The organism is Serratia sp. AR11, from assembly GCF_056376275.1.
In genome coordinates this window covers 4,745,981-4,760,757 of the sequence record NZ_CM150739.1, presented here as the reverse complement: position 1 = coordinate 4,760,757, position 14,777 = coordinate 4,745,981, and the positions used below count along the sequence as shown (strand labels likewise).

Below are 14,777 nucleotides of genomic sequence, written 5' to 3'. Positions count from 1 at the left end.
ATGGTGATGGCAATAAAAACACGACTTAAGGTGATGCTCTTTCTGCAGTTCTTTATCTGGGGGGCCTGGCTGGTCACGCTGGGATCTTACATGATTAACACCCTGCATTTTACCGGCCTGCAGGTGGGTATGGTGTACAGTGCCAAAGGTATCGCCGCGCTGATTATGCCGGGGCTGGCGGGCATTCTTGCCGATCGCTGGATCAAGGCCAATTACCTCTATGCGCTGTGTCACCTGTTCGGCGCAGGAGCGCTGTACTGTGCCGCCCAGGTTGAGCAACCTATGGTGATGTTCTGGGTGATGCTGTTCAATGCCATGGTGTATATGCCCACTATTGCGCTCTCCAACGCCATTTCCTATTTTTGTCTGGAAAAGCACGGTTACGATACGGTGAAAGATTTCCCGCCGGTACGGGTGTACGGCACCGTCGGCTTTATCGTAGCGATGTGGTTGATTGGTTTTAGCAGAATTGAACTCAGCAATTTGCAACTCTATCTGGCCTCCGGGGTGTCGTTGTTGTTGGCGGGCTATTCGCTGACGCTGCCGAATTGCCCGACCAGCAAAGTGGAACAATCGAAAAGCTGGTTCAGCGTGCTGGGGCTGGACGCGCTGGTGCTATTCCGCCAGCGGCGCATGGCGCTGTTTTTTCTGTTTGCCATGTTGTTGGGTGCCGCACTGCAGGTCACCAACACCTTCGGCAATCCCTTCCTGCATGATTTCGCCAATAACCCTTTGTATCAGGACAGCATAAGCGTCAGGTACCCTGCGGTGCTGTTGTCGCTGTCACAAATCTCCGAGGTGTTCTTTATCCTCACCATTCCGTTCTTCCTGCGTCGATATGGCATCAAACAGGTGATGTTGATCAGTATGGCGGCCTGGACCCTGCGTTTCCTGTTCCTGGCCTACGGCACCCCGGCGGGTTTCGGCTTTGTGCTGCTGTTACTTTCGATGATCGTCTATGGTTGCGCCTTTGATTTCTTTAATATCTCCGGGGCTATATTCGTTGAGAAAGAGGCCGATCACCGCATTCGTGCCAGTGCACAAGGGTTGTTTATGACCATGGTGAACGGTATCGGCGCTTATCTGGGGGCGATTGCCAGCGGTGAGGTGGTGGACTTCTTCACCCACAACGGCGTCAAGGACTGGCAAAGTATCTGGCTGATCTTCGCATTATATACGCTGGTATTGGGCGTGATTTTCGCACTGACCTTCAACTACCAGCATCGGCCGGAGGAGCTGCCTGGGGCGGCGCAACGGGCACATTAAAACCCTATGGGCGCATCTCGGTTTGCGCCCATTTTACTTCATGGCCTCTCGCCTTGCCGCTGCGCTATTTCCCAGTTTTACCCCGACAGGTAATATTTCTATAAATTGCTCTGCTTTATTATTATTGCTTTTAATGACGTAGATATTAAATAATGCACAACAAGATAAAACATCGATACAACAAAGTTGGTGAGGATTGTTTTATATAATGAACTTTAAGCGTCGACAGCTTATTGCTCACTGCGTTTTTAGTCGCTAACCCTTGACTGCTATCGGGCTATGTGGTCTCTTATTCATAACGAGGAATAATGGATTATTGCTGAAGGGTATATTTTAGTTATGACACTCGCAGAGAAAAAATTGTCTTTGGTTGAAAACGATTTTCTCGTTCTGAACAGTAAGAGTAGCACCCTAATTATCAAGCCGAAAAATATAACCATTCATCTTACTGAACTACAGAGACGACTTTTTTGTATTTTGCTCAGTGGCGTAACCAAGAAGCAAGAAGTGATAGAGTCAGTATGGGAAAATAACCACGTTACTATCACTGACAACAACTATCATCAATTAATATATCAATGCAGAACGTTGCTTTCCCGCCATGGTATACCTCCTGAAGTCATCAAAACCATCCCCCGATATGGTGTGAGATTCAACTACTCGCCACTGGAAGAAGCCCTGAACCAGCGCACCGTCAAGTTGCCTAAATGGCATAAAAAATTTGTCGGAATGCTCAGTGAACGGCAAAGGTTGTTTCGCAACATTCTACTTCTAGTCGTTATTAATTATATAGTTATTGCCAGTGTCGTGGTTTGAATTCGATAGGCATGTCTACATTTCATTACGACGAGTGAGAGACGTTGCATGAGGTTTGGTATTGTTCACGGCGACCTGCCAATAATCGGCCGTATTGACAAAGAAGCGTGGCCGAGAGTGCTGGGGTATTTATTTTTGCTGTTCGGGGTGCTGTCGGTATTTTGGGTAGGTTACGAAATTCCGAGTGCAAAGAAAATTCCTGAAGCCAATATTAAAGAATTATCCCAGATTATAGTCAAAAAACCCATGGAATTGGAGGCTAACCGATTACTGACCCTGTTATATTCAAATGCTCACGCCAACATGCCGATAGAGCAAACTCTTTTCCGTATTACCGAAAAAAAACCGAGCAGTGCCATATTAATGACGGCGCCCGTAGCAAAGTTAGCGGTAAAAGTGGTGGGGTTGCTGTGCGATAAGGATGACCATGCCGGCATGGTGATTATAGAACGCTCAGGTCGGCAGCAGAGTTATGTATCAGGCGAAAAAATAAATGACACTTATCCGATAGTGAAAATATTGGCAGACCGGATCATTATCAATGAAAACGGATTTTATGCTGCATTAATGCTCGAAAATTGAGTGCAATCACAGCGGTTACATTACAGCAAGCCGCAATCGGATACAGATATGTGCAACCTCGACTTATTTCCAGGCAGGCATTGGTACATGCGCGCAAAAATGACAAATATGCTCTTCTCGAAAATGATCGCATTAATGGCAGTGCTCGTCATGCTGTTGTGGGTGACCGCGCCCGTTCAGGCCGAGGCGTTTTCCGCCAATTTTAAAGGAACGGACATACACGAATTTATCAGTACAGCCAGTAAGGCGCTGGGGAAAACCATCATTATTGACGATGCGGTAAAAGGCAAGGTTACCGTGCGCAGCTATGAGCCGCTGGATGCCGGGCAATATTACCAATTTTTCCTCAACGTGCTTGATGTCTATGGTTATGCGGTGATCAGCATGCCCAACAACGTTCTGAAGGTGATCCCGGCGAAAGACGGCAAAAGGGCGGCGCTCAACGCCCTGAATACCCCAGCCGAAGGCGATGAGCTGATCATGCGGATTGTGCCCCTGAACAATATCGCGGCGAAAGAGGTGGCGCCGTTGATGCGCCAGTTTAACGACAGCATTGGTATCGGGAACGTGGTGTTCCTGGAAAGTGGCAATGCGTTGTTGATCACCGGCCGTGCCGATGTGGTCAATAGTCTGGTTGAGCTGGCCCATGAAATGGATCGTACCGAACAGGCCGGCGTGGTCTCTGTCGCCTTGCAACATGCCTCCGCCACCGATGTGGTCGGCATTGTCACGACGTTATTTCGGGATGAAAACCGCACGAAAAAGGGAGCGCTTCCCGGCATGAAAGTGGTTGCCGATGAGCGGACCAACACCGTGCTGATTGCCGGTGAACCGAGCCTGCAGGCGCGCATCGAAGGGATTATCCAGCAGTTGGATCAAGAAAAAGCCAGCCAGGGGAATACCAAGGTGATCCGGCTGAAATATGCCAAAGCGCAAGGCCTGCTTGAAGTATTGTCCGGCGTCAGCGCCAATCTGCAAGACGAGAAAAAAACGGTCGGCAACAACGTTTCCGTCATGAAGAACATGGTGATCAAGGCAGATGAACAGACCAATGCACTGATCATCAACGCCACACCGGACGTGATGAGCAACCTGGAAAAAGTCATTGAGCAGCTTGATATTCGCCGGGCTCAGGTACTGGTTGAAGCGGTGATTGTCGAAATGCAAAACGCAGACGGTCTGAACCTGGGTATCCAATGGGCCAACCGTTACGGTGGCGGTACGCAGTTCGGCAATGCTCAGGCGCAGATCGCTCCCGGCTTTAAAGGGGGAATGACGGAGGTGTTTAAAAACGCCAACGGTCTGGTCACGGGATTTTACAGCGGTAACTGGGCCGGCTTGCTCACCGCCATCAGTAACCAGAGCCAGAACAATATTCTCGCCACGCCGAGCATCATGACGCTGGACAACGAAGATGCCGAGTTTAGCGTGGGTCAGGATGTGCCAATTCTGACCGGCTCGCAAACCACCAACAGTGACAACGTGTTTAATACGGTGGCGCGCAAAACCGTCGGCATCAAGCTCAAGGTCAAGCCGCAAATCAACAAAGGGCAGTCGGTACTGCTGCAGATCGAACAGGAAGTATCCAGCGTGGCGGAAAACAGCTCGGTGGATAAGGATAACCTGGGCGCGACTTTCAATATCCGGACGGTGAATAACACGGTGCTGGTTGAAAGTGGTGAGACCGTGGTGGTGGTCGGTTTGCTGGACAAGTCGCAATCTGACAGCAAAAGTGCGGTGCCGTTTTTGGAGCGCATACCGTTGCTTGGAGCCTTGTTCCGCTCTACCTCTCATAAAGAGAGCAAACGGAATCTAATCTTGTTTATTCGGCCGACGGTCATACGCTCTACCGAGGAATACGCGCAAGAGAGTATGCGCAAAGCGGCCCGTTTCCGCTCACTCGACGCGCAACCCCTTCCGTTAAAAACCCATGCGGAGGCGCAGCTCGATAGGGTCGGTTCCACCGCGAATGGCACCTTCCAGCGAGTCCAACGGCAAATTGATGCATTTTACCCACGGGGGGAGCCGTGAAGACACCCTGCTTGTCTTATGCCTGGGCCCGTCAGCATCACGCAGTACTCACCAGCGAAGAAAACCAATACACCCTGTGGTGTCGACAGGACGTGGGGCTGGCCACGTTGGCCGAGCTTGCGCGTCTGCTGGAGGCCGACATTCCGCTGTGTCTGCTGGACGAAAATGCCTTTGAGCAGAAATTGCTGGAACATTACCAACAGGGTACCAGCAATGCGCAAAAGACCATGGACGATTTAGGCAAAGAGCTGGATTTCTACAGCCTGGCACAGGCGCTGCCGGCCACCCAGGATCTGCTGGATGAACAAGACGATGCGCCGATTATCCGTTTGCTTAATGCGATGCTCAGTGAAGCCATTAAAGAGCGGGCCTCAGATATTCATATTGAAACCTATGACAGCGAACTGGTGATCCGCTTTCGTATTGATGGGGTGCTGAAAACCATTCTGACTCCCCAGCATCAACTGGCGGCCTTGCTGACCTCTCGCATTAAGGTGATGTCCAAACTGGACATTGCCGAGAAGCGCATCCCGCAGGATGGCCGTATCACGTTGAAGATTGGCGGCCGGGCCGTCGATGTGCGGGTGTCCGTGCTTCCGACCAATCATGGTGAGCGGGTGGTGATGCGTCTGCTGGATAAAAGCAGCGTCAGTCTGGATCTCGCCAGGATGGGCATACGCTCGGTGGAGTTCGCGGCGCTGACGCGACTGGTTCATCAGCCCCATGGGGTGATCCTGGTGACCGGCCCGACCGGCTCGGGCAAAAGCACCACGCTTTATGCGTTACTGATGCAGATTAATGACGGCAATCGCAACATCATGACCATAGAAGACCCGGTGGAGTTTGAATTAAAGGGCATTTCGCAAACCCAGGTCAACACGCGGGTCGATATGACGTTTGCCCGCGGGTTACGCGCCTTGCTGCGGCAAGATCCGGATGTGGTGTTGCTGGGCGAAATACGTGATACCGAAACCGCACATATCGCCGTACAGGCTTCACTGACCGGGCACCTGGTGTTATCCACGCTGCATACCAATACCGCCATCGGCGCCATCACCCGCCTGCGTGACATGGGGATTGAGCCCTTCCTGCTGGCCAGCTCGCTGACCGGTATTCTGGCCCAGCGGCTGGTGCGAAAACTGTGCCCGCATTGCCGTCAGGCCTATGTGCTTTCTGCAGAGCAAGCGCTCTCGCTACAGCTCTCTGTCGAGATTGAGCAGGTCGCGTGGCGTCCGATCGGGTGCGATAAATGTCATGGGCTGGGCTACCGTGGGCGTCTGGGGATCCATGAACTGCTGCTGATTGATGACGCCATCCGCAAAGCCATTCATTTGGGCAGCAGTGAGCAGGAGATAGAACAATTGTGCGGCCATGCGCGACACACCCTGCGGCAAGATGGTGCGCGCAAACTGCTGAACGGTGAAACCAGTATTGAGGAAGTTCTGCGGGTCACCGGGGGGGAGCATTGCGGTGAAGTTTAACTATCACGCCTACGATGCTGCCGGCAAAGACGTCAGAGGGGTACTGGAGACGGATTCTTTGCGCAGTGCTCGGCAACGGCTCCGTGAGCAGAACCTGACGCCCTCGCATATTATCCTGCAGAAGAAAAGCGTGGTGGCGTCGCTGCTGGCGGCACGGCAGCGTCCTCGTTTAAGCAGCGGCGAACTGGCTCTGGTGACCCGGCAGCTCGCGACCCTGATTGCAGCCTCCTTACCACTGGAAGAGGCACTGTTAACCGTCGCATGTCAGTCAGAAAAAAAAACCGTTATCCAGTTAATCACCCGCATACGCAGCCATGTGCTGGAAGGCTTGTCGTTGTCGCAGGCATTGATGCAATTCCCTTCGGTTTTTGACCGTCTGTTTTGCGCCATGGTGGCCGCCGGAGAGAGCAGCGGCCAGTTGCCGCTGATCTTCACCGAGTTGGCGGACTATGTCGAACAGCGGCAGAAAATCAAAAATAAAATGACCCAGGCCATGACTTACCCCGTGATATTGACGCTGGTCGCCATTGCCGTGATCGGTGTGCTGTTGGTGGCGGTGGTACCGAAGGTGATTGAACAGTTTGTGCATATGAAACAAACGCTGCCGTTAACCACGCAGATCCTCCTGCTGTGCAGTGAAGGCGTCGGTAGGTGGGGGCCTTCCGGCCTGGCGGTGGTCGTGCTGAGCTTGCTGGGTTTTCGCTGGCAGTTGAAAAAACGGCGGTTTCGCCTGGCGTGGCACCGTTATCTGTTGCGCATGCCGTACCTGGGAAGCCTGTTCCTGAATCTGGATACGGCCCGTTATGCGCACACTCTCAGCATCCTGACGCTCAGCGCGGTGCCTTTACTGGACAGCATGAATATCAGTGCTGCGGTGTTGAATAACGAGGAGGCCCGGCGTCGGTTGCTCGAGGCGATGACGCAGGTACAGGAGGGGGGATCTTTGCATCAGGCACTGGCGGACAGCGATCTTTTTTCCCCGATGATGCGCCACATGATCGCGGCGGGTGAACGCAGCAGTGAACTTGGCGGCATGTTGAAACGGGCCGCCGCTATGCAACAGGACGCCCTTAATCAGCGCATCGCGTTGGTCCTGAGCCTGTTTGAACCGGCGCTGGTGATCAGTATGGCCGGCATTGTCCTGTTCATTATCCTGGCGATCCTGCAGCCGATTTTACAGCTCAACAACATGATGGGTTAATTCAATGGAGAACCGTATGCGAACCCCAACAATGGCAAGGAACACCCGGCAGTCGGGATTTACACTGATGGAAATCATGGTGGTGATTGTGATCCTGGGTCTGCTGGCCAGCTTTATCATCCCCAATCTGATGGGCAATAAGGACAAGGCGGATCGGCAAAAAGCCGTCAGCGACATTGTCGCGCTGGAGAATGGGCTGGACATGTACCGTCTCGACAATGGCCGCTACCCCAACACCGAACAGGGGCTGGCGGCGTTGATTGCCAAACCGGTGACGCCACCGCTGCCTCGTAATTATCCGGAAGATGGCTACCTGCGCCGCCTGCCGCAGGATCCCTGGGGAAGCGATTACCGTTTGCTTAATCCGGGGAAACACAATCGGATAGACATTTCGTCAGCCGGACCAGATGGCCAATGGGATAGCGAAGACGATATCACCAATGGCTCCTAGCGGCAGGCCGCATCAGCGTGGGTTTACCCTACTGGAAATTATGTTGGTTCTGGTGCTGATTGGCCTCACCGGTGCGATGTTAGTTCCCCATGGACGTTCAGATAGGGCGCTTTTTTCCACGACCATGAGCACGTTGATTCTGGCGCTGGATGCCGCTCAGCAGCGCGCAGAGCAAACGGGTTTGCCCGTGGGCATTGCCGTTTCCGAGCAAGGGTGGCAACGGATGATCTACCGTCTGAGGGACTGGCCAGAAGCAACCGAAGGTTGGCGAGCCGATGGCGTTCATACCGTCATTTTGCCTGAAACCCTCAGCCTTTCATTACGTCTGGAGCTGCAGGAGATCGCCTTACCGCCTTCCCTGGCCCCCGACGTGACACCGCAGCTTTGGTTCTATCCCGGTGGTGAAATGTCGGTTTTTACCCTGAGGCTACGACAAGGGTCATGCGAACGGGTCCTGGAGACGAGCGGTTATATGAGCTTTAGCTCGGGAGATGAAAGTTGTGATGATGCGCAAGCACCATAACGGCATGACTTTGCTGGAAGTTCTGTTGGCGATGGTGATTTTATCCGTCGGTTGCATGGCGGTGATCCGCACTACCGGGCTACAGGTGCGCAATCTTGGCACGCTGGAGGAAAAAATGGTGGCCGGCTGGGTGGCGGATAACCAACTGACGCAGCTCTATCTGGGGGATATGACCTTGTCTCCGTTATGGCAGCAGGGGAATAGCATGATGGCTAATCGACAATGGTTCTGGCGTTGTCGCAGTCGGCAGACCACCGACAGCCATCTGCAGGCTATTGATATTGAAGTGGATAGCGAACCTGAGTTCAGGTACCCGATCCTGCGCCTGCGAACCTGGAGGATAAGCGATGCCAAACCCTGAGCAAAAGGGGTTCACCTTAATTGAAATGATGCTGGCGATCGCGATTTTTTCCTTGATGTCGTTGATGGCGTCACAGTTGCTGAGCAGCATCGTTAAGAACAATGCCATAGTGCAAACTCAGGCCAACGCGCTGACCCAGATACAACAGGTACTGGCTCTGATGGAGCGGGATGTCCGCCAAACCCTGATGTTCCTGCCTGATCATCCGCTCAGGACCAATCTGAGGACTGCCCAAGTGGGGGAAGTCTCGCCGACGCTGGCGCTACTGCGTAGCAACTGGCTCAACCCTGGGGGCTTATTGCCTCGTTCCTCCCTGGAGCGCGTCACTTACCGTCTGCATGACGGGCAGTTGCAGCGCCTGAGCTATCCGACCCCCGATGCCCCGGAAGACAAAGCCAGAGTCGTCACTTTGTTACAGGGTGTAGAACGTTTCCAACTGCGTCACCGGCTTACCGGACGTTGGCAAGAGGGAGCGTTTAACGGTGCCGGTTTACCTCAGGCGATAGAGGTGTCCGTGACCTTGTTCGACCGGGGGGAACTACAGCGTATTTTCTTGACGGCCGATGGAGAGGCGGCATGAACAAATCACGGGGAATGGCGCTGCTGATCGTCCTGTTATTGTTGGCGCTGATGGCCACTTTGTCGATGGGCATTCATCAGTTTTGGCAGCTTGCCTTCACCCGAACATTGCACGCGCAAACGGCCTTTCAGGCCAAATGGGATCTGTTGGCGGGGGAGCAATTTGTTCGGCAGTTATTGGTGGAAAGTTTGCATGAACAGACGTCCGTCCATCTGGGGCAGCGATGGGCGACGCCTGGGATGATACACATGGAAGACAGGGGGATTTCTTATGTTATCAAGGATGCCCAGGCCTGTTTTAACATCAATACGTTACGCTACCACTACTTGCCGGATAAGCAAAAATCGCCCCCGCAGGACCCGCCGCCGGCCCCAGCGGCCGAGGTTAAAATCGACAGAGATATTGCCCGTCAGGTGTTCGGCGCTCTGTTATCGAATCTGGCGTTCACCGATGATGAAATCAAAGGCATCGGCAGTGCGATAGAACAGCGGCTGATGCCGGAGAATTCGCTTTTTACTGACGTTTCCGAATTGCGCACATTTCCCTTCATTGGCCGCCAGCAGTATCTGCGTTTACTGCCCTGGCTATGTGCATTGCCGGAACGTAAGCCGGCAATCAATATCAACACGCTGGATGAGGCTCACTTACCTCTGCTGCGCGCCTTGTTTTTGAACCAGGCCAGCGCCACTCAATTGAAGAAATGGCTCAATACTCGTCCCGAGGCCGGTTGGCGCGCGCTGGACGATCAGAATTGGCAAAAAGCACTGGCCGGGTTGCGTCTGTCCTCGCCGGCGGGGGAGAAACTGTTGGTGACGGAGAGCCGTTTTTTTAACGTCCTGCTGCTGGCTCAGGGGGCAGACGCCGGTTATTACCTGCGCAGCAAATTGCATTATGAAAAAGGAAGGGTGACGGTGAAAGGCCGTCAAACCGGGCAGGGAGAGAAGGTTCAATGACGTGTTCAAAACCCTTGTTGGTGCTGGCATTGGGGGAGGCCGGAGCGCCAATCCTATGGTGTCAGGGGGATCCGAACGAATCGCAATGGCGGCATGCGGGGGCAGATACATTACCGGCGACGCTGCCGATAAAGGCATCGCAATGCCGAGTCGTGGTCTGCGTGCCGGGTCAGTCGGTGACATTGCAGAGGGTGACATTCTCTGGCCCCAGCCGCGCGGCAACCCCTCTGGCCCTGGCTTATCAGTGTGAAGATGGCCTGCTGGAGGAGGTCGAGCAGTTGTATTGGGTAATCCTCGGTCGGCAGGACGACGACTATGCTCTCGCCGGTTATCGTCATACGGATATGCAGCGCTGGCAGTCGCAATTGAAACTCTGGGGCGTTGTTCCCGACAGCCTATTGCCAGACACGCTTTGCGGACCGGTCAACGACCGTCATTTTTACCGTTGGCGGGGAAGGTTGTTGCGCAGGGCGTCGCCATGGTCAGGCTATTCGCTGCCGTCACAGTGGCTTTTGGCTCCGTCCGACGTTGTCGACGCGGTTCCCCTGTCACCTTGCGATGTGTTGTGGGACCGGGTCCGGGGAGAGGCAGAGACGGCGGTTTCACTCCTGCAGGGCAAATATAAGGCCCCACCACGCTGGCAAAGAAATCCGTTCTGGCGCCACTGGCCCAGCATCGCCGGGGCGGTGTTAACGCTATGCGCCCTGGCGATCGGTGGGGCGCATTATCACCAGCAGGCTAAGCAGGCCAACCAGCAACGTGACGCTTTATATCAAAGTCTTTTTGTCGGTCAGCCGATACCGGCGGAACCTGTGAGTGAGAGCGCGCGTTATATCCGAGCGTTACAAGAAGCAAAATCTCCGCGCCAATTCTTCGAGCTTGCCGCGCAGGCGCAACGGGCCCTGCAGGGGATCCCGAAACACCGGGTCATCGGCCTGACTTTCGACGCCGATAGGTCAATGCTGACTATCCGATTACAGGCGCCGGAATTGCAGCCCTCCACGCAAATAAATGATGAAGGTAACACCCTGGAGCTGCAAGTTAACCCGGCCAAACAGCAGGGGACGCTTACCCTGAAGGAAACTCAATGATGTCTCCAATAATGCGGCAGAATGTGGGCAAAAAGAGCACGGCGCTTATCTTTTGCGGCATGCTCTTCGCGGTCAGCATTTTGGCATTTTATCTTCAGCAAAAAGGCCAGGCTCAGCAGGCGAACGCTGAACTGGCTCAAATGCAACGCAATGCGCAGCGCATTGCCATGCTGCGGCACCCTTTACCCCCGCCGCCGCCTGAAGGCGTATCGCTCCAGACCCTGCTTAAGACCAGCGCTGAAAAACTCGGACTGCGATTGGGGACCGTCCGCTCTGACAAAAATAACCTGGATGTTGTATTGCCCCCGCAACCCGTCAAGCCACTGCTGTTGTGGCTGGAGAACCTGCAACAGGAATATGGCATGGGGGTTAATTCGATTGAACTCAGCCTGCATGGGGATGAGGTCAGGGTGCAGGCATTGAGTCTTCAAGTCATCTCAGTTCATTAATCAATAGGAATGACCATGGCGTTTTACACGGATACCTCTCTTTGGCTGGCGTTCTCGGGGCTGGTGGGGTTGTGCGTCGGCAGTTTGCTTAATGTGGTGATCTATCGCTTGCCGCTGATGGTGCAGCGGGAAGAAACAACCTTCGTGATGGATTATTTAACCCGACATCCCAGCGCCGCGCCAACGCCCGTCAGAACGAGCATTTTCCCCGATAAAAACCGTGCAGTCCTGAACCTGTTTCTGCCACGTTCTCATTGCCCCAATTGCAAGCATACCGTTGCCTGTTACGATAATATTCCGCTGCTCGGTTGGTTGTTTTTGGCCGGGCGCTGTCGCCATTGCCGGCAGGCTATCGGTTGGGCGTACCCGGCAGTCGAGCTGGCGATGGCGGTTATCGCCACCCTGTTGGCCTGCTATCTGCCCCCGGGAGCGGACTGGGTGATGATGATGGTTTTTAGCGCCTTGCTGCTCTCGCTGGCCATCATCGATTTTCGCCATCAAATATTGCCGGATATCCTGACATTGACGTTGCTGTGGTGCGGCCTGTTTTGGCACTGGCTGGAGCAGCGTGATTTTCTGGGGGATGCGGTGCTCGGCGCTATCGCCGGTTACCTGGTGTTGTGGTTGCTCTATTGGAGTCTGCGGTTGATGACCGGGAAGGAAGGGCTGGGGTATGGCGATTTCAAGCTGCTGGCGGCGCTCGGCGCCTGGCTTGGCTGGCAGAAATTGCCGGAGATCCTGCTGATAGCCTCGACGGCAACGCTGTTTGTCATCCTGTTGTTCGCGAAAAAACGAGCAGATAGCTGGAGCCAGCCCCAACCTTTCGGTCCGGGGCTGTGTGTTGCAGGGGCGATTTGCCTGATCTTACAGCTGAAATAGCGTTATTGTCGGCGAGATGTTTCAATAAAAGCGGCCAACGATGAGTTAAAGTAGGCACACTTCTGGGCAACCGGCGTGGGGTCCTGGTTCAGTTTGTTAATGATTTCGCGGGCATTCAGCGGTAATGCGTCAGACAGGGTTTCATTGACCGGCCATTTTTTCTTCTTCGCTTCTAATATCGCCGTTTTTGTTAATACCGAAATAGCAGGAATGTCATTGCGTTGGCAATTTTCTTTTAGATACTGACTTCCGGCAATTAATGCCGCCAACTGTTGTTGATGTTCTACATCCAGTTTGGTGGTGGGGTTATTGTCAGAAGTTGTTGAGCAACCCGTTAATAATAAGTTGCACAAAATAAAAGATAATAAAAACTGTTTTTTTACCACTGATAGGCTCCATGAAATTTCAGAATATCTGCGTCTCTTATGTCGAAAGATACGGGGGTGACAGGTGTTTTTCTCTGGGGGTATTATGGGCCGTCAGAGGCGTCATGTCACTTATACTCCCTTATATTCAGCCTTTTTAAGGTGCCCGTGGCAGAAGAATAACTATGATGTCGGCAGAGTAAATGAGCGGTTATCGGTGTATGGGATATACACCGTTTAACCAGTTAAATTTGAATGATAACTCTGGTGATAAAATGGAATTGAAAAAAATCGCGCTGGCAGTAGCTGCATTAACTCTCTCCAGTGGTGCTCTGGCGCATGGTTATGTTGAATCGCCGCAAAGCCGTGCCTATAAATGTAATTTGCAGGAAAATACCGATTGCGGCGCCGTGCAATACGAGCCGCAAAGCGTTGAGAAAGATTCTGGTTTCCCGGCCGGGCCTTTACCGCGCGATGGCGAACTGGCCAGCGCCAGCATTCCTCATTATTCCCCGCTTGATAAGCAAAGTATGAATATGTGGGCAAAAAACCCCATCAAGGCGGGAATGAATACGTTTACCTGGTTCCATACTGCCATGCACAAAACCAATAACTGGCGGTATTACATCACCAAACAGAATTGGGACGCCAATCAGCCGCTGACTCGCGCGGCATTCGAAGCGACGCCTTTCTGCCAAGCTGAGGGGCATGGACAGATGCCGGCCCAGCGGGCAGTTCATGAATGTAACGTGCCGCAGCGCAGTGGTTATCAGGTGATTTACGGCGCCTGGGAAATTGCCGATACCGTAAACAGTTTCTATCAGGTCATTGACGTCGATTTTGGCGGAGGTGAAGGCATAACGTCACCGTGGAGTAAGCAGATCTCAGGTCAGGTATCTGGTAAGGATTTGAAAAAGGGCGATAAGGTTATTGCTCGATTCTTTGACGATCAGGGAGAGGTAACGTCTCTGCGCACTGAAATGGCCATTGATAGTGAAAAGCAGACGGATAAAAACCGTTGGTCATACGATCTGGCGGTATTGATTAATGCGAAACATGATGATGTACGTATTGGCGTAAAGGACACACAAGGAAGTGTGAATCCGGTCTACGGCAACAACAGTGCTTTCGTCAAGGATGACAGCCGTTTGAGCAAGGTAGTCATCTCCTATGAAGAGCAGGCGCCAGGCATTGAGGAAGAAGTGGAAATCTCCGGCGTTCAGGTGGATAAAATCCAGGATGGCCGCGCCAACGTGAGTTTCAACGTTAACGTCAAGGGTGACGTCATCTTTGAAGCCCGGGTGTTCGATCACCACGGCAGTGAGAAAGGCTACCTGAAGCAAAGCGTAACCGATAACCGCCTATCGATGACTGTGCCGCTGAACGACGTTACTGCCGGGCACCATATGCTGAAATACTTCGCGACCAATAAAGAAGGTCAGTTGGTTAAACAGGATGTGATTAACCTGCAATTAGAAGATGCTTCTTCCGGCAACTATCAATATATCTTCCCCGAAGGCCTCGAAAGCTATACGGCAGGGACGGTGGTGTTACAACCTAAAGATGGCAAAACCTATCAGTGCAAACCTTTCCCTTACAGCGGCTATTGCACACAATGGACTAGCGGTAAGGCGCAATTTGAACCGGGTATCGGTGAACACTGGCAACAAGCCTGGATATTAAAAAACTAATAGCAACACTACTTTTTTGTCGGCCTGCCCCGGGCCGACTTTTTTTTATCAGTAATA

General features: G+C 53.0%; 16 protein-coding genes. 15 read left to right on the top strand and 1 reads right to left on the bottom strand.

What is annotated here, in order from left to right; genetic code table 11:
• Positions 1-6: 6 nt before the first annotated feature.
• From ACSOSI_RS22455 to ACSOSI_RS22390, 14 genes are all read left to right on the top strand, one after another.
• Complete coding sequence (locus ACSOSI_RS22455) at positions 7-1,266, top strand: nucleoside permease (protein ID WP_261277198.1); 1,260 nt, start codon at positions 7-9, stop codon at positions 1,264-1,266.
• Positions 1,267-1,605: 339 nt separating this feature from the next.
• Entirely contained in the window at positions 1,606-2,082 is a 477-nt protein-coding gene (locus ACSOSI_RS22450; RefSeq protein WP_476706199.1) for a winged helix-turn-helix domain-containing protein, read from the top strand.
• 48 nt (positions 2,083-2,130) lie between these two features.
• On the top strand, positions 2,131-2,664 hold the full coding sequence (locus ACSOSI_RS22445; RefSeq protein WP_476706198.1) for a type II secretion system protein N: 534 nt from the start codon (positions 2,131-2,133) through the stop codon (positions 2,662-2,664).
• A gap of 87 nt (positions 2,665-2,751) precedes the next feature.
• Complete coding sequence (gene gspD / locus ACSOSI_RS22440; protein WP_476706197.1) at positions 2,752-4,695, top strand: type II secretion system secretin GspD; 1,944 nt, start codon at positions 2,752-2,754, stop codon at positions 4,693-4,695.
• The gene (gspE, locus tag ACSOSI_RS22435; RefSeq protein WP_476706196.1) at positions 4,692-6,176 is read left to right on the top strand and encodes a type II secretion system ATPase GspE; all 1,485 of its coding nucleotides are present in this window, start codon (positions 4,692-4,694) and stop codon (positions 6,174-6,176) included. The genes gspD and gspE overlap by 4 nt, the downstream gene beginning before the upstream one ends.
• A complete protein-coding gene (gene gspF, locus ACSOSI_RS22430; RefSeq protein WP_476706195.1) occupies positions 6,166-7,377 on the top strand; it encodes a type II secretion system inner membrane protein GspF in 1,212 nt (403 codons plus the stop codon). The genes gspE and gspF overlap by 11 nt, the downstream gene beginning before the upstream one ends.
• A 16-nt stretch (positions 7,378-7,393) precedes the next feature.
• Complete coding sequence (gene gspG, locus ACSOSI_RS22425) at positions 7,394-7,828, top strand: type II secretion system major pseudopilin GspG (RefSeq protein WP_476706194.1); 435 nt, start codon at positions 7,394-7,396, stop codon at positions 7,826-7,828.
• A 40-nt stretch (positions 7,829-7,868) separates the two neighbouring features.
• The gene (locus ACSOSI_RS22420; RefSeq protein ID WP_476706193.1) at positions 7,869-8,351 is read left to right on the top strand and encodes a type II secretion system minor pseudopilin GspH; all 483 of its coding nucleotides are present in this window, start codon (positions 7,869-7,871) and stop codon (positions 8,349-8,351) included.
• Positions 8,332-8,712 carry a type II secretion system minor pseudopilin GspI gene (gene gspI, locus ACSOSI_RS22415; RefSeq protein ID WP_476707294.1) on the top strand — a complete coding sequence of 127 codons (381 nt, stop codon included), beginning with the start codon at positions 8,332-8,334 and terminating at the stop codon, positions 8,710-8,712. The genes ACSOSI_RS22420 and gspI overlap by 20 nt, the downstream gene beginning before the upstream one ends.
• The gene (gene gspJ, locus ACSOSI_RS22410; protein WP_476706192.1) at positions 8,699-9,292 is read left to right on the top strand and encodes a type II secretion system minor pseudopilin GspJ; all 594 of its coding nucleotides are present in this window, start codon (positions 8,699-8,701) and stop codon (positions 9,290-9,292) included. The genes gspI and gspJ overlap by 14 nt, the downstream gene beginning before the upstream one ends.
• A complete protein-coding gene (gspK, locus tag ACSOSI_RS22405; RefSeq protein WP_476706191.1) occupies positions 9,289-10,245 on the top strand; it encodes a type II secretion system minor pseudopilin GspK in 957 nt (318 codons plus the stop codon). The genes gspJ and gspK overlap by 4 nt, the downstream gene beginning before the upstream one ends.
• Positions 10,242-11,336 (top strand): type II secretion system protein GspL, encoded by a 1,095-nt coding sequence (gene gspL / locus ACSOSI_RS22400; RefSeq protein ID WP_476706190.1) that lies wholly within the window; start codon positions 10,242-10,244, stop codon positions 11,334-11,336. The genes gspK and gspL overlap by 4 nt, the downstream gene beginning before the upstream one ends.
• Positions 11,333-11,785: a type II secretion system protein GspM gene (gene gspM / locus ACSOSI_RS22395; RefSeq protein ID WP_476706189.1), complete on the top strand. Its 453-nt coding sequence runs from the start codon at positions 11,333-11,335 to the stop codon at positions 11,783-11,785. Before gspL ends, gspM begins: the two co-directional genes overlap by 4 nt.
• A 15-nt stretch (positions 11,786-11,800) precedes the next feature.
• Entirely contained in the window at positions 11,801-12,664 is an 864-nt protein-coding gene (locus ACSOSI_RS22390) for a prepilin peptidase (protein ID WP_476706188.1), read from the top strand.
• A 2-nt stretch (positions 12,665-12,666) separates the two neighbouring features.
• On the opposite strand, the gene gspS is transcribed toward ACSOSI_RS22390, so the two are convergent.
• Positions 12,667-13,050: a type II secretion system pilot lipoprotein GspS gene (gene gspS, locus ACSOSI_RS22385; RefSeq protein ID WP_476706187.1), complete on the bottom strand. Its 384-nt coding sequence runs from the start codon at positions 13,048-13,050 to the stop codon at positions 12,667-12,669.
• Between the two features lie 254 nt (positions 13,051-13,304).
• Here gspS and gbpA point away from each other — a divergent pair, with 254 nt between their 5' ends.
• Positions 13,305-14,720 carry an N-acetylglucosamine-binding protein GbpA gene (gbpA, locus tag ACSOSI_RS22380; RefSeq protein ID WP_476707293.1) on the top strand — a complete coding sequence of 472 codons (1,416 nt, stop codon included), beginning with the start codon at positions 13,305-13,307 and terminating at the stop codon, positions 14,718-14,720.
• The last annotated feature ends 57 nt before the right edge of the window (positions 14,721-14,777 follow it).

Coding starts and splice junctions, on each gene's coding strand:
- ACSOSI_RS22455 (WP_261277198.1), top strand. CDS start 7: ATGGCAATAAAAACACGACTTAAGGTGATGCTCTTTCTGCAGTTCTTT.
- ACSOSI_RS22450 (WP_476706199.1), top strand. CDS start 1,606: ATGACACTCGCAGAGAAAAAATTGTCTTTGGTTGAAAACGATTTTCTC.
- ACSOSI_RS22445 (WP_476706198.1), top strand. CDS start 2,131: ATGAGGTTTGGTATTGTTCACGGCGACCTGCCAATAATCGGCCGTATT.
- gspD (WP_476706197.1), top strand. CDS start 2,752: ATGCGCGCAAAAATGACAAATATGCTCTTCTCGAAAATGATCGCATTA.
- gspG (WP_476706194.1), top strand. CDS start 7,394: ATGCGAACCCCAACAATGGCAAGGAACACCCGGCAGTCGGGATTTACA.
- ACSOSI_RS22420 (WP_476706193.1), top strand. CDS start 7,869: ATGTTGGTTCTGGTGCTGATTGGCCTCACCGGTGCGATGTTAGTTCCC.
- gspI (WP_476707294.1), top strand. CDS start 8,332: ATGATGCGCAAGCACCATAACGGCATGACTTTGCTGGAAGTTCTGTTG.
- gspJ (WP_476706192.1), top strand. CDS start 8,699: ATGCCAAACCCTGAGCAAAAGGGGTTCACCTTAATTGAAATGATGCTG.
- gspK (WP_476706191.1), top strand. CDS start 9,289: ATGAACAAATCACGGGGAATGGCGCTGCTGATCGTCCTGTTATTGTTG.
- gspL (WP_476706190.1), top strand. CDS start 10,242: ATGACGTGTTCAAAACCCTTGTTGGTGCTGGCATTGGGGGAGGCCGGA.
- gspM (WP_476706189.1), top strand. CDS start 11,333: ATGATGTCTCCAATAATGCGGCAGAATGTGGGCAAAAAGAGCACGGCG.
- ACSOSI_RS22390 (WP_476706188.1), top strand. CDS start 11,801: ATGGCGTTTTACACGGATACCTCTCTTTGGCTGGCGTTCTCGGGGCTG.
- gbpA (WP_476707293.1), top strand. CDS start 13,305: ATGGAATTGAAAAAAATCGCGCTGGCAGTAGCTGCATTAACTCTCTCC.